This window comes from Gloeocapsopsis sp. IPPAS B-1203, from assembly GCF_002749975.1.
Lineage (GTDB): Bacteria > Cyanobacteriota > Cyanobacteriia > Cyanobacteriales > Chroococcidiopsidaceae > Gloeocapsopsis.
Genome location: NZ_PEIG01000010.1, coordinates 190264 through 214208, shown reverse-complemented (window position 1 = coordinate 214208; position 23945 = coordinate 190264). Strand labels below are relative to the sequence as shown.

General features: G+C 42.5%; 22 protein-coding genes and 1 pseudogene. 12 read left to right on the top strand and 11 right to left on the bottom strand.

The features are described from left to right. The first annotated feature begins 61 nt into the window (after positions 1 to 61). The 3 genes from CSQ79_RS18405 (at position 62) to CSQ79_RS18395 (ending at position 3910) form a co-directional block, all read left to right on the top strand. Complete coding sequence (locus CSQ79_RS18405) at positions 62 to 2446, top strand: ribonuclease R family protein (protein ID WP_099702606.1); 2385 nt, start codon at positions 62 to 64, stop codon at positions 2444 to 2446. 91 nt (positions 2447 to 2537) lie between these two features. Next, positions 2538 to 3191: a flavin prenyltransferase UbiX gene (locus CSQ79_RS18400; protein WP_099702633.1), complete on the top strand. Its 654-nt coding sequence runs from the start codon at positions 2538 to 2540 to the stop codon at positions 3189 to 3191. 38 nt (positions 3192 to 3229) lie between these two features. Further along, positions 3230 to 3910 (top strand): LapA family protein, encoded by a 681-nt coding sequence (locus CSQ79_RS18395; RefSeq protein WP_099702605.1) that lies wholly within the window; start codon positions 3230 to 3232, stop codon positions 3908 to 3910. Between the two features lie 93 nt (positions 3911 to 4003). Here CSQ79_RS18395 and CSQ79_RS18390 read toward each other — a convergent pair whose 3' ends face one another. Continuing rightward, the gene (locus tag CSQ79_RS18390; RefSeq protein ID WP_099702604.1) at positions 4004 to 4216 is read right to left on the bottom strand and encodes a hypothetical protein; all 213 of its coding nucleotides are present in this window, start codon (positions 4214 to 4216) and stop codon (positions 4004 to 4006) included. Between the two features lie 348 nt (positions 4217 to 4564). Here CSQ79_RS18390 and CSQ79_RS18385 point away from each other — a divergent pair, with 348 nt between their 5' ends. The 3 genes from CSQ79_RS18385 to argB all read left to right on the top strand — a co-directional run bounded on the left by CSQ79_RS18385 (position 4565) and on the right by argB (position 7774). Beyond that, complete coding sequence (locus CSQ79_RS18385; protein WP_099702603.1) at positions 4565 to 6085, top strand: helix-turn-helix transcriptional regulator; 1521 nt, start codon at positions 4565 to 4567, stop codon at positions 6083 to 6085. 130 nt (positions 6086 to 6215) lie between these two features. Next, positions 6216 to 6794 carry a shikimate kinase gene (locus CSQ79_RS18380; protein WP_289501296.1) on the top strand — a complete coding sequence of 193 codons (579 nt, stop codon included), beginning with the start codon at positions 6216 to 6218 and terminating at the stop codon, positions 6792 to 6794. An 86-nt stretch (positions 6795 to 6880) separates the two neighbouring features. Continuing rightward, on the top strand, positions 6881 to 7774 hold the full coding sequence (gene argB / locus CSQ79_RS18375; RefSeq protein ID WP_099702602.1) for an acetylglutamate kinase: 894 nt from the start codon (positions 6881 to 6883) through the stop codon (positions 7772 to 7774). Positions 7775 to 7930: 156 nt separating this feature from the next. On the opposite strand, the gene CSQ79_RS18370 is transcribed toward argB, so the two are convergent. The 6 genes and pseudogenes from CSQ79_RS18370 to CSQ79_RS18345 form a co-directional block, all read right to left on the bottom strand. Beyond that, a complete protein-coding gene (locus CSQ79_RS18370) occupies positions 7931 to 8347 on the bottom strand; it encodes a hypothetical protein (protein WP_289501295.1) in 417 nt (138 codons plus the stop codon). Between the two features lie 237 nt (positions 8348 to 8584). Continuing rightward, positions 8585 to 11080, bottom strand: a complete 2496-nt coding sequence (gene recG / locus CSQ79_RS18365) for an ATP-dependent DNA helicase RecG (RefSeq protein WP_099702601.1) — start codon at positions 11078 to 11080, stop codon at positions 8585 to 8587. 140 nt (positions 11081 to 11220) lie between these two features. Then, a complete protein-coding gene (locus CSQ79_RS18360) occupies positions 11221 to 12069 on the bottom strand; it encodes a hypothetical protein (protein WP_099702600.1) in 849 nt (282 codons plus the stop codon). Between the two features lie 165 nt (positions 12070 to 12234). Continuing rightward, positions 12235 to 12893, bottom strand: a pseudogene (gene tsf / locus CSQ79_RS18355) (translation elongation factor Ts). 61 nt (positions 12894 to 12954) lie between these two features. Then, positions 12955 to 13764 carry a 30S ribosomal protein S2 gene (rpsB, locus tag CSQ79_RS18350; protein ID WP_099702599.1) on the bottom strand — a complete coding sequence of 270 codons (810 nt, stop codon included), beginning with the start codon at positions 13762 to 13764 and terminating at the stop codon, positions 12955 to 12957. A 115-nt stretch (positions 13765 to 13879) separates the two neighbouring features. Next, on the bottom strand, positions 13880 to 14830 hold the full coding sequence (locus tag CSQ79_RS18345; protein ID WP_289501294.1) for a glycosyltransferase family 2 protein: 951 nt from the start codon (positions 14828 to 14830) through the stop codon (positions 13880 to 13882). Positions 14831 to 15067: 237 nt separating this feature from the next. Here CSQ79_RS18345 and CSQ79_RS18340 point away from each other — a divergent pair, with 237 nt between their 5' ends. Continuing rightward, positions 15068 to 16270 (top strand): argininosuccinate synthase, encoded by a 1203-nt coding sequence (locus tag CSQ79_RS18340; RefSeq protein WP_099702597.1) that lies wholly within the window; start codon positions 15068 to 15070, stop codon positions 16268 to 16270. Between the two features lie 62 nt (positions 16271 to 16332). Beyond that, positions 16333 to 16455 (top strand): hypothetical protein, encoded by a 123-nt coding sequence (locus CSQ79_RS28070; protein WP_289501293.1) that lies wholly within the window; start codon positions 16333 to 16335, stop codon positions 16453 to 16455. 150 nt (positions 16456 to 16605) lie between these two features. On the opposite strand, the gene CSQ79_RS18335 is transcribed toward CSQ79_RS28070, so the two are convergent. Beyond that, positions 16606 to 17238 carry a DedA family protein gene (locus CSQ79_RS18335; RefSeq protein ID WP_099702596.1) on the bottom strand — a complete coding sequence of 211 codons (633 nt, stop codon included), beginning with the start codon at positions 17236 to 17238 and terminating at the stop codon, positions 16606 to 16608. Positions 17239 to 18022: 784 nt separating this feature from the next. Here CSQ79_RS18335 and CSQ79_RS18330 point away from each other — a divergent pair. Further along, positions 18023 to 18373, top strand: a complete 351-nt coding sequence (locus tag CSQ79_RS18330; RefSeq protein WP_099702630.1) for an STAS domain-containing protein — start codon at positions 18023 to 18025, stop codon at positions 18371 to 18373. Positions 18374 to 18796: 423 nt separating this feature from the next. On the opposite strand, the gene rpsF is transcribed toward CSQ79_RS18330, so the two are convergent. Continuing rightward, positions 18797 to 19141 (bottom strand): 30S ribosomal protein S6, encoded by a 345-nt coding sequence (gene rpsF / locus CSQ79_RS18325; RefSeq protein WP_099702595.1) that lies wholly within the window; start codon positions 19139 to 19141, stop codon positions 18797 to 18799. Positions 19142 to 19436: 295 nt separating this feature from the next. Here rpsF and CSQ79_RS18320 point away from each other — a divergent pair, with 295 nt between their 5' ends. After that, a complete protein-coding gene (locus tag CSQ79_RS18320; protein WP_099702594.1) occupies positions 19437 to 20243 on the top strand; it encodes a fumarylacetoacetate hydrolase family protein in 807 nt (268 codons plus the stop codon). On the opposite strand, the gene CSQ79_RS18315 is transcribed toward CSQ79_RS18320, so the two are convergent. Both CSQ79_RS18315 and CSQ79_RS18310 read right to left on the bottom strand, forming a co-directional pair. Then, a complete protein-coding gene (locus CSQ79_RS18315) occupies positions 20240 to 20734 on the bottom strand; it encodes a Tic20 family protein (protein ID WP_099702593.1) in 495 nt (164 codons plus the stop codon). The two genes, CSQ79_RS18320 and CSQ79_RS18315, sit on opposite strands and share 4 nt — an antisense overlap. Positions 20735 to 20855: 121 nt before the next feature. Next, on the bottom strand, positions 20856 to 21053 hold the full coding sequence (locus tag CSQ79_RS18310) for a hypothetical protein (RefSeq protein ID WP_099702592.1): 198 nt from the start codon (positions 21051 to 21053) through the stop codon (positions 20856 to 20858). 252 nt (positions 21054 to 21305) lie between these two features. Here CSQ79_RS18310 and glyA point away from each other — a divergent pair, with 252 nt between their 5' ends. Continuing rightward, positions 21306 to 22589 carry a serine hydroxymethyltransferase gene (gene glyA, locus CSQ79_RS18305; protein ID WP_099702591.1) on the top strand — a complete coding sequence of 428 codons (1284 nt, stop codon included), beginning with the start codon at positions 21306 to 21308 and terminating at the stop codon, positions 22587 to 22589. A gap of 285 nt (positions 22590 to 22874) precedes the next feature. Further along, positions 22875 to 23918 carry a glycosyltransferase family 4 protein gene (locus CSQ79_RS18300; RefSeq protein ID WP_099702590.1) on the top strand — a complete coding sequence of 348 codons (1044 nt, stop codon included), beginning with the start codon at positions 22875 to 22877 and terminating at the stop codon, positions 23916 to 23918. Positions 23919 to 23945: the final 27 nt, after the last annotated feature.

The window sequence follows — 23945 nt, the reverse complement described above, 5'->3', positions numbered from 1 at the left end:
AACGACACATGACACCAAAGGACAACACAAATAATTTTTTGACCAAAGGTCGGTTTTCTCAATGGAATTTTCAATCGCTACATTACTTGCGAATTTTCATGATGATAAATTAGTTGCTGCCAAGGTACTAGAGAAAAAACTAGATTGTCTCGAAGACACTAGTCTAACGAAGCTACATATCACCTTGGAAGTCCTCGAAAAAATTGGCATCTTAGCTAAAGAACGTGGTAAGTATCGACGCCTACCCGAAGAAGGAGTTATTGAAGCCAAACTCCGCTGTTCGAGTAAGGGATTTTGCTTTGCAATCCAAGACGAAGAGGGCGCAGAAGATATTTATATCCGCGAAAGCCATTTAAGTACGGCATGGAATGGCGATCGCGTTTTAGTTCGACTGACAAAAGAAGGTAGCCGTCGTCGCAGTCCTGAAGGAGAAGTTCGCTTAATTTTAGAACGCGCCAATCACAGCTTACTCGCACGGCTAAAACAAACTGAAAAAGGTTTTCGTGCCGTTCCTCTAGATGACCGCTTATTATTTGAAATTGACTTAGCACCAAGCGATATCAACTTAACAGAAGCAATTGAACACCTCATCCATGTCGAAATTTTGCGCTATCCATTAGGACAGTCGCCACCACTAGGTCGAGTGGTACAGGTTCTAGGCGGAAGTGCAGAAGCAGCTGCGGATATTGACTTAGTTTGCTGTAAACACGATCTGCCACGCAGTTTTAGTGAAAGCTTACTAGCTGCAGCTGCCAACTTGCCGAGTCAAATCACCAAAACTGAAATTAAACAGCGACTCGATTTGCGATCGCTCCTCACAATAGCGATCGTCACCCAAGAAAGAGCAGACGCTGCCTGCATTGAAAATGCTTTGACTTTAGAAAAAACTTCAGAAGGAAGATGGCGCTTAGGAATTCACATCACAGATGTTGCCCATTACATCTTAACCGATTCACCTTTAGATAAAGAAGCCCTCAAACGAGGTAGCAGTGTTTACTTAAGAGACACAGTATTACCACTGTTTCCTGAAGCTGTTCAAGAACGCTGCTCATTGATAGCGGGTAGCGACAGATTAGCGATGTCTGTGCTGCTTATTCTTGACTCTAATACTGGACAAATTGTTGAGTTTGAGATTCAACCTACGGTAATCGCGGTCGATCAACACATCAGCGAACAACAAACACAAGCCATTATCAAAGCACAACAAGCAGCACTCAATGGTCAACAGGAACCAACTGAGCCGACGTCTAATGAGTTACCCACCGCAGTTGTTGAACTGATCCGCCAGCTATCTGCTATTAGCCAAGCAGCACAAACCCAAAGGCATCAACGTGGTAGCTTTGAACTAAAACTACCTCAAGAAGATTACCCCTACTATGATGAGGGGTCATTGGGAGTGGTTGTCGCCGATGACGCACCAGTGAAATCGTTACTAACCGAGTTGCTGTTGTTAGGAAATCAGGCGATCGCACAACATCTACAAACTTTGGAAATTCCTGCAATCTATCGCACTCAACCTGCTCCTGATTCTGAAGATGTGCAGGAGATGATCAAGTTGGCAAGCAATCTCGGTGTAGAACTGCAACTTGAGCAAGAAGACAATATTTCATCGGCTGACTTTCAAGCGTTTACCGAGCAATTTGCGCAAGTACCTGACTCTGAGCAAGTACTGACATATCTTCTGCAAGCGACACTTAAGCCAAGTGTTTACAGCGTTGCTCCCCAATCGCACTTTGGTTTAGCCTTACCAACTTACGCTCGAGGAAATTCGCCTTTATGGCGTTATGCTGATTTACTATTGCAGCGCGTGTTACACACCTTATTTGAGCAAGGACGCGATCGCCGGACAACACGAGCCAAAGAGCGGGTGAACCTACGACATAGTTCTGCTCACGGTAATGTCACGTGGAATGTCTTACCACCAGATATTCAGCAAGAGTTAGAAACAGATCTTGCCAGACTTGTTGTGCAACTGAACGATCGCGAAAAAGAAGTACAAGAAGCCGAAGAAGATCTCGCTGGGTTGCAAAAAGCACAATTAATGAAACAGCGGACTGGAGAAGTTTTTCAAGGGCTGATCACTGGTGTTCAATCTTACGGCTTTTTTGTAGAAATTACGGTTCCAGATGCTAATGGTAAACAACTACGCGTTGAAGGGTTAGTTCACGTTAGCTCGCTCAAAGACGATTGGTATGAGTATCGCGCGCGGCAACAAGCACTCTTTGGTCGTAAAAGTCGTACTGCTTACCGCTTAGGCGATCGCGTTGCTGTCCAAGTGAAAAATGTAGACTACTATCGCCAACAAATTGATTTAGTCACAGTCAATGGTGACGCCGAAGGCGATCTACTCCAAGATGAGGGTTTGCTAGAAGATAACGACGACGATTTTAATTCTGATTTGGAAGATCTTAATTCCGATTCTGATTTTTATCTTGACGAGGAGTAAACCCAATAATCTTGTGTCTAATCACTCACCACTCACCACTCAACGCCAGTCCGACGCCACTTGCTACAACGAGGGGAACCCCCGCAACGCAGTGGCTCCTCAACGGAGGACACCTCCGCACGACACTGGCTCTCCCTCACCCCTGATCTTAGGAGTTTCTGGAGCATCAGGGTTAATTTACGCTGTTCGTGCGCTCAAGTTTCTCTTAGCTGCTGAATACGCAGTCGAACTCGTTGCTTCTAAATCAACGTACATGGTTTGGCAAGCTGAGCAAAATATCCGGATGCCAGTAGAACCCTTGCAGCAAGAGCAGTTCTGGCGGCAGCAAGCTGGTGTTGGTGTGGAACAAGGAAAACTCTACTGTCACCACTGGGGCGATGTGGGAGCGAGTATTGCCAGCGGCTCCTACCGCACTCTCGGTATGGTTGTCATTCCCTGTAGTATGAGTACTGTAGCTAAGCTTGCGGCTGGGCTGAGTTCAGACTTGCTTGAGCGGGCATCAGACGTGCAACTAAAAGAAGGACGCAAATTGGTTCTTGTACCGCGCGAAACTCCTTTTAGTTTAATTCACTTAAGAAACTTAACAATGCTGGCTGAAGCTGGTGCAAGAATTGTTCCGGCAATTCCTGCTTGGTACCACAAACCGCAAACAATTGAAGATTTAGTTGATTTTGTTGTTGCCCGTGCTTTGGATCAGCTTGATATTGATTGTATTCCCATTCAACGATGGCAGGGACGTGATTAGAGCGAAAATAGAAGGGTAGTACCCTATCACCTAGAACTATGCCTGTTTTGCGACTACTTTTGCTATTGGTGGTGTTGGGAGGACTAACTTTGTTGCTGTTGCAAAACTGGTCCCCCGTCCTTCCACTTGTCTTTTTGGGTGGGCGATCGCTAGCGCTACCACTAGCGGTGTGGATTTTACTCAGCATAGCTGCTGGAGCATTTTCTGCATTACTAATCGCGGGTTTATTCAAAACGTCAAATTATTTCGCTCAAAGCCAAGTAAAGCGGCGTAGTATTGGCGATCGCACCTCACCACGTCAAAATCAACGTACTGTCAAGCAAGAATACACAACAGCAGCGAGTGCTACATCTTCATCAGCATCCGCGTCTACAACGAGTGACACAATTGATGATTGGAGTAGCGATAATTCTACAGACGATGACTGGGATTTTGCAGAAAACACAACACCGCAAGAATCTCGCCCAGACACAACTATCCAAGACTCTAAAACTTACGAAGTCAGACCTAATCCTAGCAGCAATCAATCTTCTGTTTACTCGTATAGTTCTAACGAACCAAAAAACTCCAGTGTTGGTAAGACTGAATCAATCTATGATGCTGACTATCGTGTGATTACGCCACCTTATGGTAGTAGGACAAATACAACGGAGGAAGACGAGGATTGGGGCTTTGAGGATGACGAGTTTGAGGATGAGAATAATTCACCCTTGAAATAAAATATGCTAAGTCAGACGCAGTTGACAGCGTCGCCCATCTTACTAGAACACAATTTTACTTAATTTAATGTTCAATTTTAGCTAGATAGCGCACTAAGTGAATTGCTCAAGTGCTGCGTATTGAAACCGTTCGCGAGATTCTTGCTTGACTTGACCCATCATGGCAGCTTCCTGTAATGCCATGAAAGCATTGAAGTCTTCTAGGTCGTATTGAGTTGTGAGTAATTGTCGCAGTTGTTCCTCTGCCTCAATAGTTAAGTAGCCAGTTTTTAGTGTCTTCTGCACTAGTTCACGAATCAAAGCCATGCTTTAAACCTCATCCATAACACCTGAAGGGTGGAACTACCTACGAACTAACAAAGATTTGTACTTATTGATCGTTGGAGTTCAAGTTAGGCATAGTAGCGTTAGCAACACAAGTAATTAAAGTTAGACTTTGCTTGAGCGCAAGGCAAACCCTATCATGTTGTGACGTACAAGAATTGATAAAGTTTCAATAATCAGATAATCAATTAAGCCAAAGATAACTAAGTTATAAGTAATTTATCACCTAACAATCGTTATGTAAATCGTTAGCTTAACGCTGTTAATCGTTAAAAAAAAATCAACTACATTGTTATTGTGTAGCAACAAAAATTAAAAGTTAATGAAAAAATGCACTCTAAAACAAAGCTAGTGGAGTCACAATTTACAGCCGCAGAGGAACTCTGGAATTTAGACAAGCTGTACATGGATTTAGCCAAAGCAAAGGAAAAGTCTTTGACTGCTGTAGAAAGATCATTGCTTAGAGGATTACTGTGTGGCTACAGTCCAGCAGAGATAGCCAGCATTATTTATCAAAACCGTAGTAGCAGTACAGTCAGAGTTTATTTATCAAATGGATTATATAAGTATATAGAAGAGATGTTGAGTTTTCAAACAGGAGACTCGGTTAAAATTCAAAATTGGAGTCGCGTTGCTCAACTACTAGAAAAGGCGGGATATAGAAATTTAACTGCCAAGATAAATGATGCATCTACTCCGCTGCCAAATCAACACTTAGATAATATCGTGACAACGCCCAAACAAGATTGGGGCGAAGCAATTGATGCTCAAATATTTTACGGACGAAATCAAGAACTGCGATCGCTACAGCAATGGATTGTTGACGATCGGTGTCGCATTGTTGCCCTGCTAGGCATGGGTGGGATTGGTAAAACAGCTTTATCAGTAAAAATTGCTGAACAAGTTCAAGGACATTTTCAATATGTTATTTGGCGATCGCTTTGCTTCGCACCACGCATAGAAGATATATTAGAGCAACTGCTGCAGTTTTTTGCGACTGAATCAATTTCCCCTGCTAAAGATACCCACGCTCAAATTTCGCAGCTTTTACAATATCTCCGCGCTTTTCGTTGCCTGATTGTACTTGATGGTCTTGAGGCTATTTTAGATACTGGCGATCGCTCTTTTCAATATATCGAAGGCTACCAAGGCTATGCCGAGTTCATTCGACGTCTTGGAGAATCGCCACATCAAAGCTGCTTAGTTTTTACTAGCCGAGAACAACCTCATGAGATTGCAGCTATCCAAGGTACCGCCTTACCAGTGCGAGTATTAAAAATTTCAGGACTCAGTTGTACTGAGGTTGCTTCAATTTTGCAAGTTAAAGGAGTTGTCAATTTCTCCGAAGAAGAATGTGACTTTCTTGTTGATTACTATTCTGGTAATCCCTTATTTATTAAAATTGCTGCGACAGTAATTCAAGACGTATTTGCTAATAATATTACCAAACTTATAGCACAGGAAAGTATTAATTTTAGCGAGATGAGAGAAGTTATTGCTCAGCAGTTATCTCGTTTATCTGTGCTAGAAGAACAAGTTTTGTACTGGCTAACACTAAATCCTCAGTTTAATTTAGTCTCGAATCTACAAAGCAAAATACCACTCGACGCTTCAAACTTAGAAATTTTGGATGCGATCGCTTTTCTACAACGACGAAACATTGTAGATAGTAATGCTTCTCAGATTATTCAAAAAAAGTGTTTCACTGCTTATATAGTTGAACAATTAAGCGATCGCATCTATCAAAGTATCAAAAATCATCAAGATATCTCTTTTCTAAAAAAGGGAAATATTCAAAGTTATTTGAGCACAGTAGCCAAAACTGACAAGTTTTATAGCAAATTTATTTGAGTTAGAACAACTCTTTAATGAACCACTTCAGTGCAGCAAGCACAGAGAAAAAAGAAATTTATGAAGTGTTTAAGATTTTTATATTACAGTTTTAATATTAATCAATAGTAAGTAACTGAACGATAAGGTTGTGAACAAGTCAGTTGAGCAAAATAATTTATTGAAAGGAGTCAACTTATACTTAGTTGGCATGATGGGAACTGGTAAAACAACAGTAGGGCGTGTCTTAGCAACCAAACTCGGCTATAAATTTGTGGATACAGATGAGATTATTACTCAAGTAACACAGCAATCAATAAGCGAAGTATTTGCGACAACTGGTGAATCAGCGTTCAGGCAGATAGAAACTCAAGTCTTAGCAAGAGTTTGTGCTTATACACATTTAGCGATCGCCACGGGTGGTGGTATTGTCCTGCGACGCGAAAATTGGAGTTATTTGCACCACGGTTTAATTGTCTGGCTTGATGCACCGATAGAATTGCTCTATACCCGTTTAAATACTGATGAAACTCGACCATTACTCCAAGCAGGTGACTTGCGCACACAGCTAGAAACTCTATTGCAACAACGACAACCGCTTTATTCACAAGCAGATCTCCGAGTTAATGTAAATTTGGAAGAAACGCCAGAACAACTTGCTACGCGAATATTAGCAGCAATTCCTCAAGTCTTGAAGAAGGCGGGCGAGACACCTACAACACAACTTTAGATTTTAAATTGTTGCAATTGAGATTGTTGAAAAACACAAATTCTTTTAAACTGCAATGCATACTTTTTGCTTTATAAAACCTGCTTATGTTCAACGATAGCGAATATATTAGAGAAACTGAAGCCACCCGTGTTCGAGTCCTGAGTGAAGCACTGCCTTATATTCAACAGTTTGCCGGAAGAACCGTTGTTGTAAAATACGGCGGTGCGGCAATGAAAGATAGTTCGCTTAAAGATAAAGTTATTCGCGACATTGTATTTTTATCTTATGTAGGGCTACGACCAATCGTTGTTCACGGTGGTGGACCAGAAATTAATAGCTGGTTAGATAAGTTGGGAATTGAACCACAATTTAAAAATGGCTTGCGCGTCACGGATGCGGCAACAATGGATGTCGTAGAAATGGTGTTAGTTGGTCGCGTTAACAAAGAAATTGTCTCTCTAATTAACCGTGCTGGCGGCTCTGCGGTTGGATTGTGTGGTAAAGATGGTAATTTGATCAAAGCACGTCCTCAAGGTCAAGAAGGTATTGGCTTTGTCGGAGAAGTCACGAGTATGGATGTCAATATTTTGGAGGCGCTAGTTAAGAGCGGTTATATTCCTGTTGTGTCAAGTGTGGCGGCAGACGAAACAGGTCAAGCTTATAATATCAATGCCGATACTGCCGCAGGTGAACTTGCTGCCGCATTAGGTGCGGAAAAATTAATTTTACTGACTGATACGCCAGGAATTTTGAAAGAGTATAAAGACCCTTCTAGCTTGCTGCATAAACTAGACATTCAACAAGCGCGAGAACTAATCTCACAAGGCGTTGTGAGCGGTGGAATGATTCCAAAAGTTAACTGTTGCGTGCGATCGCTCGCCCAAGGCGTTCATGCTGCCCATATCATCGATGGGAGAATTCCTCACGCTTTACTGCTAGAAATCTTTACCGATAGTGGTATTGGCTCAATGATTGTAGCTTCTGAGTTTATGGGGTAGAAAGGGGTGAGGGGTCAGAGGTTAGGGTAACTAGTGACTAGTGGCTAGTGATTAGTTTTGGGTTTTGTTAGCGTAGCGGTGCCTTAGCACATTTTGAACTTTGAGTTTTCGTAACTCAACACTTCACGACTCTCTATCTTCTCTGCTCCCCTAGCTCTAATAGGGGACAACAATAACGCGTGAAGGTATGTCAACACGGCGATATCCTGAATTGAGAATAACTGGATTAATTAGTGTGGAATCGCGAATGGTGGGATTAACTAAAACAGGATTAACTAGCGTAGAGTTAACAACTGTACCTGTTCTCCTCGTAGGAGTAGAATTCCATGAATTTATTGGAGTCCGACGAACAGAAAATCCAGTGACAGGATCTACAGGCATAGGAGTTGGAATAGGACTACCGTAGATAAAAGAACCTACCATCTGCGGTTGACTGACTCTGTCAGGAGCTTCTTGACCAAATACTACTGATTGCGCCGCGACTGGTGCTGATGGCATTGTGACAAGTACTGCACCAAAAACTAAAGGTGTAATTGCACTAGCTGCACTCAATATTTTTCTGAATTGAATCATAACTTTATTGCCAATAAATTTTTACTAGGTTGTCGATTTCGTCAACCCGTAGCAATGTCTAACTATATACCTCTATTAAAATTCTATCGGTTTTACCAACTCAATATATAAGTAGTTAAGGAAGTGGGTAAAAATAAACATAACTTCAGGGTGGTTAAGGGTTTTGAATTTTGAATTAAACTTTCTTAAACTCAACACTCAACACTTCACGACTCTCTATTACCCATTACCTATTACCTACGTCAAGATAGCACCACCCATCAATTTTTGATAGCGATATTCCAACTCAGCTTTCATCAAACGCCAGCGTTCTAAAGTTGCATCAAGTTCAATTACTGTTTCTGCGGCGGCTCTTGCTAATTCCAAAACTCCTTGATCTTCTACAAGACTTGCTAAAGTAAAGTCTGGTAATCCTGATTGTCTTGTCCCTAAGACTTCTCCAGGACCGCGAAAGCGCATATCCATCTCTGAAATGAAAAAGCCATCTTGCGATTGTTCTAAGACTTTTAACCGCGATATTGCAGTTTCTGCTTTAGAATTACTCATCAAAAGACAGTAAGATTTTGCTGCACCCCGACCGACACGACCGCGTAATTGATGCAGTTGCGATAAACCGAAACGCTCAGCATTTTCAATCATCATCACAGTTGCATTGGGTACATCAACTCCTACTTCAATGACGGTTGTTGACACTAAAATTTGTGTTTGATTGTCACGAAATTGATTAATAGCAACATCTTTATCTGCTGAACTCATCCGACCATGAAGTAAGCCTACTTGATATTGCGGAAAAATACTTTCTTGGAGTCGTTGATGTTCTTCGACAGCCGCCCGTACATCTAACTTTTCTGATTCTTCTACTAAAGGTAAAACGATATAAGTTTGACGTCCTTGAGCAATTTCGCGGTTAATTAAGTCGTAGGCGTGACTGCGTTCTTTTGCTGATAGAACTGTTGTCTGAATTTGTTGTCTTCCTGGTGGTAGTTCGTCAATTTGACTAACATCTAAATCGCCATGTAATGTTAGCGCTAGCGTACGGGGAATGGGAGTGGCTGTCATTGTCAGGACGTGGGGAGATTCGCCTTTTTGCTGTAACTGTGCCCGTTGTCCTACACCAAAACGATGTTGTTCGTCAATCACAGCTAAACCTAAACGTTGAAAGTTGACTTTTTCTTGAATCAAAGCATGAGTACCGACCAATAGCGGTAATTCACCTGTTTCTAGTTGAGCATGAATTTGGCGGCGTTTTGCAGTTTTTGTAGAACCTGTTAACAGTTCTACGGGTAAATGCAACAGATTAAACCAGCTGACTAATTTGCGATAGTGTTGTTCTGCTAACACTTCTGTCGGAGCCATTAACGCTGCTTGATAACCTGATTGAATCGCTGCCAAGATTGCTATGACAGCAACTACAGTTTTCCCCGAACCCACATCTCCTTGTACCAAACGGTTCATCGGTACTGGTTTTTGTAAGTCATCGAGGATATCGTTAACAACTCGCGATTGAGCGTTAGTCAGTTCAAAGGGTAGTAGTTGGTAAAATGTTTGAATAAGTTTTCCAGTACGCGCTAAAACTGCACCGTTTTGAATTTGACGTGCTTTGTGTTGGCGTTGTAGTAAACCAAGTTGTAAATAGAAAAATTCATCAAAGACAAGGCGACGTCGAGCCAGTTCTAAAGAAGTGCTATCTGAGGGAAAGTGAATATTTGCGATCGCCGCTTTTAATTCCATCAAACCATACTTGTCGCGCAGGCGAAATGGCAAGGGGTCTTTGAGATGTACGCACGCAGGTAAAGCTGCCGTAACTGCTTTGCGTACCATATCTGCACCTACGCCTTCTGTCAAAGCATACACTGGTACGACTCGACCGATTGTCAGCGAATCAATCGTATCTCCTGGATGCGCTAAAACTTCAATTTCAGGATCTTCTAGCGTTAAACCATATTTACTTTCTTTGACTAATCCAGAAGCAGCAACAACTGCACCTACAGGATAGCGACGTTTTTGTTGTTCTTGCCAACCACGATGACTATATCGCGCCCCTGCAAAAAAACGATTAATCCGAATTTGACCAGTATTATCTTTAAGGACAAGTTCCAGGATCGTTAATTTAGGATTGCGCGGGCTATTAAAGCAAGTACAGCGTTTGACTGTTCCTAATAGTGTTACTGTCTCTCCTGCTTGCAATTCTTTGATATTGACTTGTCGTGCATAATCAATGTGGTCGCGGGGATAATAAAATAGAACGTCGCGTACTGTATACAACCCCAGTTTTGCTAAGTAACCACTTCTTCTCACTCCTACTTCGGGTAAGCTTTTTAAAGGTTGCTCTGGATTCGGTGCAATGCGGATTGCGGCTTCTGTCTGTAGCGGTTGTACTAAGGGTGTTGTCGGCGGGAGTTTCGTTTTTGTTGAGTGGGGCGATCGCTCTTTTGTACTTTGCTTTGTGACATTGTCCCCACGCTGATATCGTTGTGTATGATACACGCATCTTCGTGCTTCAGCTACGAGGTGTTGTCGTTCTTCTAATGGCAATTCTGGATATTTGGCAAATTGTGCTGCTATTTCTTGCCACCGTTGACGCTCATCTAACGGCAGAGTTACCGGAGGTTTACCAAAACTAAGACAGAGAAATTCACTAAAGCGATATTGCTTACCTATTAAATCAGCAAAGCCGCGTTCTGCTTCTACTGCCAATGCTTTTTGCAATCGCCCTAAATCTAGTGATGTCATAAGTGATTAGCAAGTCAGCCGAGAGCGATCGGTTCTCTTTATAACTTTAATACTTAAATTTGGACTAGGTAATTTCAAAGTTTTGAATTTTGAGTTAACTTCATTCATTATTCTTAACTCTGCACAGCGGTAATACAATGCTAATCTTCAAACCAGCTAGCACGCCACGCTGCTTCTGCTTCTGCAATGGCTTGCTCGCGCTGTTTCTTGTAATATTCTTTCAATAAAGTGCGGCTTCGGGTTTCTAGATGACGAATGTGGTTGCGCTCAGTTCTTATTGTCGCATCAGCAAACTCAATTTCGCCTAGCCGTAGATAGATAGCAACAAGCGTAGTGACGCTGGATTCTTCTTGATTGCTATTGCTTTCTGCTTCTACTAATAAGTTTAATAAATTTGGCGGTCCAGCAGTCGCTTCAGCTGGAAGTTCCGGTGCGTTTAATGCTGCATCGAGCAATGGAAAGGGGAGTTTCTCTGGTAAAATCTTTGCTTGCTGAAGTAGATAGTTAATTTCACGCGAAATCGTTTTCAGTTGCGAGGCGATCGCCTGCTCAATATTTTGCTGCCACTTGAGCAAATCTATCGGATTTGTTGGAAATCTCACCAGAGTACTAAAACTTGATGTAGGAGGACTAACAGATTCTAATAATGCCTCTTCTGTAGCTTCCAGTTTGATATCTTCTCTAATTTCTTGTTCTAAGTTTTCTTTTTCCTCAACCTGTGTTATCGCTAATAACTGATCAATTGCTTCTCGTATTACCTTACGTACATCTTGCTGCAATTGTTGCCGCTGGCTAAAAGATAAACTCAAAAACGCTTCTGGATAGCCCTGCGTACACAAGTGATAAGTAGCTAAGATTGCTTGTTGTCGCACAGCTTTCGCTAAGGCTATGAAATAACTAGTGTAAGCCGCATAAAGTTCTTCTGCCAGAACGCGACACGCTTCTTCTAAAGCTGCAATCTCTCGTTTAATTTGTTCAATTGTTGCCATTGCCTCAAAAACTAGGAGTGAGGGGCGAGGGGAAGTTTTGAGTGTTGAGCTATGAGTTACGAAAACTCAAAGTTCAAAATTCTTTTAATTCAAAACTTAAAACTCAAAACTCAAAACTAATTACTATTCACTAGCCACTAATCGCTATCACCCTAACCCCTAATTTTACTTACTGCCCATTTGCGCAGCGACTTCTTCTGCGAAATTGCTTTCTTGCTTATCGATACCTTCGCCTAAGACAAAGCGGACAAAGCGACGCACTTGGATATTTTCACCTAATTGAGCGATCGCTTGTTTCACTAGATCTTCCACAGAAATATTCTGATCGCGAATATAGGGTTGATCCATCAAAGTCATTTCTTTCAAGCGTTTTTCAATTCGACCTTGAACGATTTTTTCTTTGATGTTGTCTGGTTTTTTCGCCAGATCGTCCCGCCCCATTTCGATTTCTTTTTCTTTTTGGGCGATATCAGCTGGGATATCTTCTACTTTGACATACTCGACATTCGGGCAAGCCGCGACTTGATGGCGATGTTCCGCACCAGCGTTTGAAATTCTTCACGACGAGCCACGAAGTCTGTCTCGCAGTTGACTTCTACTAATACACCAACTCTACCGCCAGTGTGAATGTAGCTACCTACGAGTCCTTCTGCTGCTACGCGCCCAGCTTTTTTGTCAGCAGAGGTGATACCTTTTTGTCGCAGCCATTCAATGGCTTTGTCCATATCACCGTCGTTTTCTTTCAGCGCTTTTTTGCAGTCCATCATGCCAGCGCCGGTTCTTTCGCGTAGCTCTTTGACGACTTGTGCAGATATTTCCGCCATCTTGCCTCAATTTCCTACTTAACTAAATTAGAGCTTTCTGGAATTACCTGAAAGCTATATTCTATTCTTCTTCGGTTTGTTCCTCTTCTTCATCTGGTAGCAATGAGTCAGTATACTCGATTTCGCTTTCGTCGTATTCGAGATCTTCCTCTGCACCTTCGTAATCGTATTCCTCTTCTGCTTCTAGTTGACCGTGACGTCCTTCATAGATTGCGTCTGCTAATTTGCCGACAATTAGCTTGATTGAGCGAATTGCGTCATCGTTAGCTGGAATGGGAACATCAACTACATCAGGATCGCAGTTAGTATCTAACATTGACACAATTTGAATCCCTAGCTTTTGACATTCTTGTACGGCATTGTACTCCCGACGTTGGTCTACAATCACGACTACATCAGGAATTTTCCGCATTGTTTTAATTCCACCCAAATACTTCTGTAGCTTTGCCATCTCGCGGCGCAGTACCGAAGCTTCTTTTTTGGGTAACAAATCTAGTGCTCCATTTTCTTCGCGGCGCTCTAATTCTTTTAACCGCTCTGCACGCGTTTTAATTGTTGTCCAGTTAGTCAGCATTCCGCCCAACCACCTTTGATTAACGTAATACGAACCACAACGTGCTGCTTCTTGAGCGATGATTCCGGCTGCTTGCCTTTTTGTACCGACAAAGAGGAACTTCTTACCTTGTTCTGCGGCAGTACGCGTATACTGATACGCATCGTCCATTAACTGGGCAGTTTGTACCAAGTCAATGATATGCACTCCATTGCGGGAGGTATAGATATATGGAGCCATTTTAGGATTCCACCGTCGGGTTTGATGCCCAAAGTGAACTCCTGCCTCCATCATTTGCGCCAATGAGACAACCGGCATATTTTCTCCTATTTCGGGTTAATCCTCCATCCAGGTGTATTTCCTTACAGGAAACACCCGAAAAAACTGGATGTGCGATTTTTGTCAACTCTCCTAGTGTATCACACTAAAATCCCTACTTGGCGCGGGAAGCAGACTGCATTTGAGAGTAAGCCGAGTAAACACCTTGAACGTTGTACCAATTTAGAAAAATCCGCGCAATTTCCAGGGCTAACTGCGGTTTACCCTGATCGATTAACCACTGAAGCATAGGAGCCAAGCTACGTTCGTTGAGATTACCACCGAGTGAAAGCAGTCCCCAAAGCAAACGGTGCAACCAAGTCATTTGAATCATCATGCGCACCTCCCAAATGGGGTGTTTCTGATAAAATAAAACTCCCATACGCCCGCGCTGAATTTCTTTTTCAATTAAGTTAGGAATTTGCTTGAGGTTAAAGGGAGGGTGCCAGTGATAGCCTACTGCTGCAGGGCATTTGATAAGTTTTAAGCCTAATTGTTTTAAGCGTACTCCCAACTCCAAATCTTCCCAGCCATAAAGTTGAAATCGAGTATCAAATAACCCTGCTTTTTCTAGCCACTGACGGGCGATCGCCACATTCCCTGTCGCAAAATAAGCCGCGGAAAAATCGGTAATTTTGTACGGCTCTGCCGTAGGATCGGCAAAATTGCAAGTATTAATGACAAGACCATAGGTAAAAACGCGATCGCTACCGTAGGTTTGCTGTGCTTGCTGTAGCCCGTCAGCGTGAGCTTGGAGAAAATTTTCTGTAACAACGAGGTCGCTATCAATAAAAATAATCGTATCTCCCTGCGCGCGCTCTACACCCAAATTCCGCGCGGCTGCTGGTCCTTGATGATCTTGCACATGCGATCGCACATGAGGAAACTCAGCAGCATTGTCTTGCAACCACTCTAAAGTGCCATCTGTCGAACCATCGTCTACCAAGACAACTTCGTAACCCTCAATGGCGCTATCAGCTGCTAAAAGTTGCTGTTCGAGGGCTATTAAGCATTTCGCTAAAATCGGCTGACGATTGTAAGTTGGAATCACAATACTAAAAAACACGCTTCCCCCTAGCACCACCTACAAAAGGCATAATAAAGCGATTAGCTGTTAGCAATTGGCGAATGGTTTGATCGTCACGGATTTTACCCATTAATACTATTGCCGCAAATCCCTATTCATTCATAACTCATCATGACTTATGACAGAATGATAAATAAATCTGTGCCATGGCTGACAAGAATGCGCATAAATTAGTTAGATAATAATCACTCGTTGTTTTGCTAAATCGAGGAATCAATGGGTCGTGCTACCAAAGTTGTACTAGCATACTCCGGTGGAGTAGATACCTCCGTCTGTATTCCCTATCTTAAACAGGAGTGGGGTGTTGCAGAAGTTATTACCTTAGCCGCAGATCTAGGGCAGGGAGATGAATTAGAACCAATTAAACAAAAAGCACTGCAATCAGGTGCTAGCGAATCGCTTGTCATCAATGCACAAGAAAGCTTTGTTAAAGATTATGCCTTTGCTGCAATTCAGGCAAATGCTTTATATGAAAATCGCTATCCGCTGTCAACAGCTTTGGCGCGTCCCCTCATTGCGAAGCTTCTGGTAGAAGCGGCAGCAAAGTACGGTGCAGATGCGGTTGCGCATGGCTGTACTGGTAAAGGTAACGATCAAGTCCGGTTTGATGTTTCTATTGCTGCACTTAACCCAAATTTGAAAGTGCTAGCCCCAGCACGCGAATGGGGAATGAGCCGTGAGGAAACAATTGCGTATGGCGAGCGCTTCGGTATTCCAGCGCCAGTCAAAAAATCCTCGCCTTATAGTATTGACCGTAACTTACTCGGTCGCAGCATCGAAGCAGGACCTTTAGAAGATCCCCGCACCGAACCACTTGAAGAAATTTATTTGATGACAAAGGCGATCGCTGATACTCCCGACACGCCAGAATACATTGAAATCAGCTTTGAGCAAGGTCTTCCTACCAAACTAAATAAAGATGCGATCGCACCTGTAGAACTGATCGCTCAACTCAACCAAATTGCTGGTAATCACGGTGTTGGGCGCATTGATATGGTAGAAAACCGCTTAGTCGGGATCAAATCACGGGAAATTTACGAAACACCAGCTTTGCTGGTTTTAATTCAAGCGCACCGCGACTTAGAAAGCCTCACCTTAACAGCAGATGTCACCCACTACAAGCGTGGTATTGAAGAAACTTACAGCCAAATGATTTATAACGGGTTGTGGTACAGTCCGCTCAAAGGTGCACTCGATGCTTTTGTGCAAAAAACCCAAGAGCGTGTATCTGGTACTGTGCGTCTTAAATTCTTCAAGGGGAACGCAACGATTGTCGGGCGCTGGTCTGATAATTCTCTCTATACTCCAGATTTAGCAACTTACGGTGCTGACGATCAATTTGATCACAAAGCTGCAGAAGGATTCATCTACGTTTGGGGACTACCAACTCGAATTTGGTCAAAGCACGTTAGGGGTTAGGAATGAGGGGTGAGGAGGAGCCAGTCGTGTGCGGAGGTATCCTCCGTTGAGGAGCGGATTCGTTGCGGAGGTTCCCGCGCCCTGTAGAACTCCGCGTGAGCCACTGCGTTGCGGGGGTGGCGCTATCGCGGACTTCGTCGCCCCTCGTTGTAGCAAGTGGCGTCGAACTGGCGTTGAGTGGCTAGTGGTTAGTTATGAGTTATGTTAGCGTAGCGGTGCGTTAGCACGTTTTGAATTAAAAGACTCTTCATAACTCATCACTCTCTTAAACTCAACACTTCACGACTCAAATCTCAAAGCCCTCTATCTCCCTTGCTTCCTCTGCTCCTCTGCTCTTAGTCTTCACTGGCAATTTTCTTAACTTGGCGTGACTCCCACCACAAGGGAACAACAATCCAAGCAGTAGCAATAGCTAAGGCTAAGATGGCAAATTCACCTACCCAGGACACTAACTGTTCTAAAGACACAACCTGTCCTACAAAGAAAGCTAAAGTAACCATCACAGATGCCCATACGGCTGCCCCAGCTAAGTTGTATACAAAAAACTTGGCAAAAGACATCCCAGCTATTCCAGCTAATAACCCTGAAAAGATGCGTAACAAAGCAATAAATCGCCCAAAGAATACTGCTTTAGCTGCATTTTGACTAAATTTGTCTTTCAGTTCCTCTAACCGCACTGCGGGAATACGAAAAAAACCAGCAGTACGAAGAATAAATTCCCAACCCGTATATCTGCCAATCCAATATCCGCAAGTGCCACCAAGAACAGCGCCCAAGATTGCACTACCTAGAACAAACCAATAATTGAGTTCTTGACTACCAGCTAGAAAACCTCCAATTAAGGTTACAGTTTCTCCTGGGATGGGAATTCCCAAGTTCTCTAGCAAAATACCGATAAATATTGCCCAGTAGCCGTAATAATGTGCAAACTCCTGGATCTTCTCCAGTGATACAAACTCCAGAGACATTCCCGCAGCCTTTACAAAGATTTACGTTTTCTCCATCTTGGCTTGGTTTTGCTAGGGCTGTCAAATAGGAGATACGGTTTTTCTTTTAAGATTCTAGTTAATCTATCTAAAGTTATATATCCCTTTTGGATGCATACTCTAAAAGTTGCTAACTGGCAATTAAAGACTTTTAGTTAGGTACATCGCCCAGAAACACAAACCTCTATTATCGTTGAATATTTTATTTTTCGTTTTTACTTTATGAAAGCTTTAAAAAAGCAGCTTTACCTAATAAAGATTTCGTAAAGCTCCCCAAATCTACTGAGATCATTTTGTGTCAGTGTTTTATAGTAGGGGGATTCAAACGTATAGCTTTAGGATCGTACTTCATTAACGACCACAAGCCATAAACTTAACTACGAAAACAGTCAATATGTTCAAATAATAAAAACATTAGTTGAAGTAATGTTACAAAAGTAACAAATTAATAGAGGTTTTTAGTGGCATACTTCCTCTCATCCAGTCTAAGCAGTATCTCATGCTTTTTGCTCAGTTAATAAAACTGTAGAGAAAACATGATTAATACAATCGAACTTTATAGACTTTTAAGGTCGATCAGTTACTGGATTAATTCAAAGGTTTGTCTTTTCCACTTAGATAAATAGACGTAATTACCAGTTTCATCTAAAGATTGCATAGGTGTAATAGACCCATATTTTTGGGCGATTCTACAAGTTGCTTTTCTGAAAGATGAAATTTTCTATTTTTGTATTTTTATCAAATGTTAATTACACGCACAAACTATATGACGATTACAAACGAAAATTGCCCAATGCTCGTACTTCAACCACAAGGAAGATTAGATTGTGATGGTAGCAAACTATTAGAGGCTCAGTTTATGAGGCTGATGCTACAACGCGGTACTCTTTGGGTAGTCGATCTTGCACAAGTTGATTTCATGGATAGCTCCGGTTTAGTAGCTTTAATTACAGGGTTGAAAGCTGCGCGAGGAAACAATTGTCGCTTAGTGTTATGTCATTTACCTGAGCCTATCAAGTTAATTTTAGAACTGACTCAACTTGATTCTGTTTTTGAAATCTGTGAAAGTTATGATGCTGTTTTGACTTTGACTGAGCCTGCTGTCCTAGCAGCTTAGGATTTTTCCTTAAGGGTAATCAGTGCAAGAACCCGACCAAAAAGAGACAATTATTTAGTCTTGCTTATTAATATAAGCAATTGCAATAGGAGTGTTAAATTGCAATTATTTGAACTCATCGCTTGATGACAAAACCTTGGATTAAGAATGCGTGCCAATAAGGCGTGGCTATTTTGAGAGAATCCGTTAACTTATCAATCTACTCTTACTGCGCGTTGGAAAGCCATGCAGTTGATGAGTCCAGAATTTAACTTAATTAAAATAAGTTTTTATGAGCTTGTATTAGCCTTTAGCAAAAGATTTCTTATTATTCAGCTGAGTGGCTAATAGCAGCATTGCGCGATCGCAGAATTTAAATACATAAAAAGTAATCCCGCTTTCTATACGGTTAAGCGGGATTTATACCGTATATCTAGTCAGATACTAACTAACAACTGCTTCTTCCGGTAATTGCTGTGAATCTGTACTTTCTATAACTTCAACTTCTTGCTTAATAGTGAGATAGCGAATGACCTCATCACTCAATCGCATTGCTCGTTCTAGCTGGGCAATAACACGTCCAGGAGCTTGGTAGTTCATCTGAACGTAAATACCTTCACGATGCTTAGCGATTTCATAAGCAAGACGACGTTTACCACGGTTTTGAACTTCAAGCTGTGTTGCTCCTTGTTCTTCAAGCATGTTCTGATATTTTGTCACAGCTTGTGCCACCTGATCTTCTCCTAGATCAGGACGCAAAATGTACATTGTTTCGTAAGTATAAGCCATAGCGATATTCCTTATGGACAACGTGGCTGCTTGAGCGCCTTTTAATGGTTTGTATTGCCATCAAAATATTTCCCAAGCAACAAGGAATTATAATTCTAGCAAAGTTAGTCATTTATGCCATAACCTATGTAGTGAGCGATCGCTGCTAAAAAAGACTAAGTTAACTACAGATGAGATGATATCTTACAAACTTAATCAACCTATGCAATGTATGCTGAGGTGTGATTATGATAGATTGCGATTTGCCTCAACAGTTGGCAGTCGTTAAGCTCAAAACATAGAATAACGGCACTTTATGGCGCAGCGCTACGTCCGAGTTCAAAATCAAGAGGGACGGATTTACTACGGGTTACTCAAACCTAGCCAAAGCGTTCAGGTACTTGATGCTCCTCCGTGGTTACAAGGTCAGCCTACAGAGTTACATTTAGAACCAGAAAGCTACCAGATTCTAGCTCCGTGTTCTCCCTCTAAAATTGTTGCAGTTGGAAAAAATTATGCCGATCATGCTGCAGAAATGGGGACAGAAGTCCCGCGAGAGCCATTGTTATTCCTCAAACCATCTACAGCAATTATTCCTACTAGCGGTGAGATTATTTATCCATCCCAAACGCGGCGAGTCGATTACGAAGGAGAATTAGCATTAATTATTGGCGATCGCACTTTCGGCTGTACAGCCGCGCAAGCACAAAATAAAATTTGGGGCTATACCATCGCCAATGATGTTACTGCGCGCGATTTACAGCAACGCGATGGTCAATGGACGCGCGCCAAAGGATTTGATACCTTTTGCCCCCTGGGACCTTGGATTGTCCGAGAACTCAGTCCTGGAGCGCGTTTACAGACGTTTATCAATGAACAAGTGCAGCCAGTACAATCTGCCAGTATTGATCAAATGGTATTTTCACCAGATGTTCTGGTGTCGTATATTAGTCAGATCATGACACTTCTTCCTGGTGATGTCGTGTTGACAGGAACTCCTGTCGGTGTAGGACCGCTACAACTAGGCGATCTTGTTGTTGTAGAAATTGAGGGAATTGGTCGATTGGAAAATACAGTGATTTCTAGAGAATACACTGTAGTTCAACCATTCGAGAAGTCCTAGCGGACTTGCATATAAACTGCATCAGAGAGCGCAGGAATTTCTGCATAACGACCAAGCAAAGACTGCACAACTGCGTAGGCAGCCGCTATAACTACACCGAGAAAAATAGTATTAGCGAGCGTTGCAACTGCGAAAGTCGTACCAGGCACAGGTGCTAATATTTGCACCAAAATACTGCACAAGAACAACGCAATTGTAATTAATATTGCCTGCATTGTGTTGAAGCGGATAAAGTGACTAACCCGTTCGTTCCTGACAACTAGTAAGAACAAGACAAAGAAAACAATAAGCCCTACAAATGGTATACCAAAGTAGATTTGCACCAAAGGTAGCAAAGGCACTAAAACAATTCTCAGTGCAGGAAATTCCCCAAAAATAGTATTTTGTAAACCTACACGTAGTAGAAGCCCAACAACATCAACTAATGGTAATAAATAAGCAAGACTAGCAAAAATTCTATCCCAAACAGTCGTTGACCCGCGCCAAGCCATTATTCTCCTCCTAAATTTGTGCTGTCACTAAGCTACAGGATAACGCAGGTCTATAGTCCTCTTAAGATTACTGACATCAATTTCGTGAACGAGAAGATTTCCACGCTACAAGGTTGATGGATTATTCAATATTGGCAATTCTGAAGCCCATTATACATTGGTACTGATCTGGCTGACTTGCTGCCAATTTATGCAGTGCTTGACCGCAGCGTAGTTGACCTTGACGCCAGCGGGGTTGTCCACTTTGATCTGCAAGCAAACAACTTTGACAAACCTGATGTGGGGCAAGGATTTGATCTTCTATCAAAACCACTAACATCCGCTGCCTCCTTTAAAACCCCCAATTGACTTAATTCCATTTTATGGTAGGAGTTCAGAAATACTGTAAGAATTCATACACAGCTTAATATACTGATGAGCAGTTGAGGTAATCGACCGCTACAAAGAACAGAGTAGTGCGATCGTGCATGAAGAAACCGGACAAGTGCAATCAACGCTAAAATTAGCTAGCAAAATCTATTGATGATGGTAGATAACCACTGTTCTAAATTATTTTTAGGGATATCAGCAAGTGACTCGCACTAACTTAGACTTTCTCGCACAAACAGATCCTGCTATTGCAGATTTGATTAACTCAGAACTGCAGCGTCAGCGCGATCATTTAGAGTTAATTGCCAGCGAAAACTTTACTTCCGCAGCAGTTTTAGCCGCCCAAGGTTCAGTACTGACTAACAAATACGCCGAAGGCTTACCAGGAAAGCGTTACTACGGTGGTTGTGAGTACATCGATAAAATTGAGCAACTCGCAATTGAGCGTGCTAAGCAACTATTTGGTGCGGCGCATGCCAATGTCCAACCACATTCTGGCGCACAAGCTAATTTTGCTGTGTTTCTGACACTGCTGGAACCTGGGGACACAATTATGGGCATGGATTTATCCCATGGAGGACACTTGACTCACGGTTCTCCTGTTAATGTCTCTGGTAAGTGGTTTAAAGTTTGTCATTATGGTGTTAGCCAACAAACCGAGCAACTTGATTACGACCAAATTCGTGAACTTGCACGACAACACCGTCCTAAATTATTGATTTGTGGTTATTCAGCGTATCCACGAATTATTGACTTTGAGAAATTTAGAAGTATTGCCGATGAAATTGGTGCTTACTTATTAGCTGATATTGCCCACATTGCTGGTTTAGTAGCGAGTGGCTTGCATCCTAGCCCAATTCCTTATTGTGATGTTGTCACTACAACTACACATAAAACGCTGCGCGGTCCTCGCGGCGGATTAATTCTAACCCACGACGCAGAAATAGGGAAAAAGCTGGATAAGGCAGTGTTTCCTGGTAGTCAAGGTGGACCATTAGAACATGTCATTGCAGGTAAAGCAGTTGCTTTCGGAGAAGCACTTAAACCAGAATTTAAGATTTATAGCTCGCAAGTTATTGAAAACGCGCGTGTGTTGGCAACTGGGCTGCAATCGAGAGGCTTTAAGATTGTTTCTGATGGTACAGACAATCATTTGATGCTTGTTGATTTGCGCAGCATCGGTATGACAGGTAAACAAGCCGATCAGTTAGTCAGCGGTGTGAACATCACTGCTAATAAAAATACAGTTCCCTTTGATCCAGAGTCACCATTTGTGACGAGTGGCTTACGCCTTGGTTCGCCAGCCATGACAACGCGGGGTATGGGAAATGCTGAATTTACTGAAATTGGTAATATTATCGCCGATCGCCTACTGCATTCAGAAGATGACACAGTAGCACAAACTTGTCGAGAAAGAGTAGCACAACTGTGCGATCGCTTCCCACTTTATCCACATCTTAATATCTCAGTACCAGCACTAGCATAATTAAAAGGGGTCAAGTACAAGGGTAGCAAAGCAGAAGGTAGTTGGGTAGGCAAGTGGTTGCGTAAGAGAGAAAAATAGCAATTAAATCTCTCAATCTCTACAACTCGCCTACTCTACAACGCTCACACACTCCTACTCTTCCTCTAACCACTCACCACTCACCACTCACCTCTCACCCCTCACCCCTCACCCCTCTTCAACTTTTCTCTACTGAATGTCCACACAAATACAGCAAATGCAGGTAAACTTTGGCTGAGACGTTGTCTTGCAACTGAGTATCTGCAGATGCCTATTCAGCTATACCATCTAATTGCCTTTTTCTTCTCTGCCATAGTCGTCCTTTGGATGACTCCTGTTGTTAAGACTTTTGGAATCAAAAGTGGACGAGTTGATCGACCAAACGAACGTAAAGTACATCAGCGTCCTATGGTACGCCTAGGAGGAGTTGCCATTTTTACTGGGACGGTTGTAGCTTTATTAATTATTTGGGCGCTTGGTGGCTTTGGAATCTTACCCCCAACAAAAGAGTGGGAAGTATGGGGTGTCACTCTTGGGGGTATCGCATTCTTCTTGATTGGTTTAGCAGATGACTTGTTTAGCTTATCGCCTTTCTTGCGCCTCCTGATGCAAGTTATCATTGCGGGAGTTGTTTGGCAGATGGGCGTACACATTGACTTTTTGAGTATTCCTTTTGTTGGATTGATTCAACTTGGCTGGCTGAGTTTACCTTTTACGGTGATTTGGCTAGTTGGGATGGTCAATGCCATTAATTGGATTGATGGACTTGATGGCTTAGCTGCCGGAGTTTCAGGAATAGCAGCCACTGTCATGCTATTCGTGACACTGTTTATGCAGCAACCAGCAGCAGCTTTGATTGCAGCTGCTCTCGCCGGTGGTACGTTAGGGTTCCTCCGCTATAACTTTAATCCAGCTCAGATTTTCATGGGAGATGGCGGAGCTTATTTTATAGGTTTTACGTTAGCTGGTGTGGGTGTCATTGGACTTGCCAAGACTACAGCCGTTACCGCTGTAGTGTTACCTTACCTGATTTTAGCAGTACCAATTGTCGATATGTCTGCAGTCATTTTGGCACGACTGCGACAGGGAAAATCGCCTTTTAATGCAGATAAGCGTCATTTACATCACAGGCTATTACGTGCTGGGCTGTCACACAGGTTAGCAGTTTTGTTCATTTACTCATTAACTCTCTGGGTTGGAACGTTAGCACTAGCTTTTGCAGGTATACCTAGTGGTATTGCTTACGCCTGTGCTGCAACCTCACTTTTGAGTTACACCAGCTGGCAAGTTTGGAAGCACGCTCGACAATAAGCGTAAACTGTAAAAACTAATTCATAG

Bases quoted from the DNA above. Each gene is read 5' to 3' on its own strand.
- CSQ79_RS18405 (WP_099702606.1), top strand. From the start codon at position 62: ATGGAATTTTCAATCGCTACATTACTTGCGAATTTTCATGATGATAAA.
- CSQ79_RS18395 (WP_099702605.1), top strand. From the start codon at position 3,230: ATGCCTGTTTTGCGACTACTTTTGCTATTGGTGGTGTTGGGAGGACTA.
- CSQ79_RS18390 (WP_099702604.1), bottom strand. From the start codon at position 4,216: ATGGCTTTGATTCGTGAACTAGTGCAGAAGACACTAAAAACTGGCTAC.
- CSQ79_RS18385 (WP_099702603.1), top strand. From the start codon at position 4,565: ATGCACTCTAAAACAAAGCTAGTGGAGTCACAATTTACAGCCGCAGAG.
- argB (WP_099702602.1), top strand. From the start codon at position 6,881: ATGTTCAACGATAGCGAATATATTAGAGAAACTGAAGCCACCCGTGTT.
- CSQ79_RS18370 (WP_289501295.1), bottom strand. From the start codon at position 8,347: ATGATTCAATTCAGAAAAATATTGAGTGCAGCTAGTGCAATTACACCT.
- recG (WP_099702601.1), bottom strand. From the start codon at position 11,080: ATGACATCACTAGATTTAGGGCGATTGCAAAAAGCATTGGCAGTAGAA.
- CSQ79_RS18360 (WP_099702600.1), bottom strand. From the start codon at position 12,069: ATGGCAACAATTGAACAAATTAAACGAGAGATTGCAGCTTTAGAAGAA.
- rpsB (WP_099702599.1), bottom strand. From the start codon at position 13,764: ATGCCGGTTGTCTCATTGGCGCAAATGATGGAGGCAGGAGTTCACTTT.
- CSQ79_RS18340 (WP_099702597.1), top strand. From the start codon at position 15,068: ATGGGTCGTGCTACCAAAGTTGTACTAGCATACTCCGGTGGAGTAGAT.
- CSQ79_RS18335 (WP_099702596.1), bottom strand. From the start codon at position 17,238: ATGTCTCTGGAGTTTGTATCACTGGAGAAGATCCAGGAGTTTGCACAT.
- CSQ79_RS18330 (WP_099702630.1), top strand. From the start codon at position 18,023: ATGACGATTACAAACGAAAATTGCCCAATGCTCGTACTTCAACCACAA.
- rpsF (WP_099702595.1), bottom strand. From the start codon at position 19,141: ATGGCTTATACTTACGAAACAATGTACATTTTGCGTCCTGATCTAGGA.
- CSQ79_RS18320 (WP_099702594.1), top strand. From the start codon at position 19,437: ATGGCGCAGCGCTACGTCCGAGTTCAAAATCAAGAGGGACGGATTTAC.
- CSQ79_RS18315 (WP_099702593.1), bottom strand. From the start codon at position 20,734: ATGGCTTGGCGCGGGTCAACGACTGTTTGGGATAGAATTTTTGCTAGT.
- CSQ79_RS18310 (WP_099702592.1), bottom strand. From the start codon at position 21,053: ATGTTAGTGGTTTTGATAGAAGATCAAATCCTTGCCCCACATCAGGTT.
- CSQ79_RS18300 (WP_099702590.1), top strand. From the start codon at position 22,875: ATGCCTATTCAGCTATACCATCTAATTGCCTTTTTCTTCTCTGCCATA.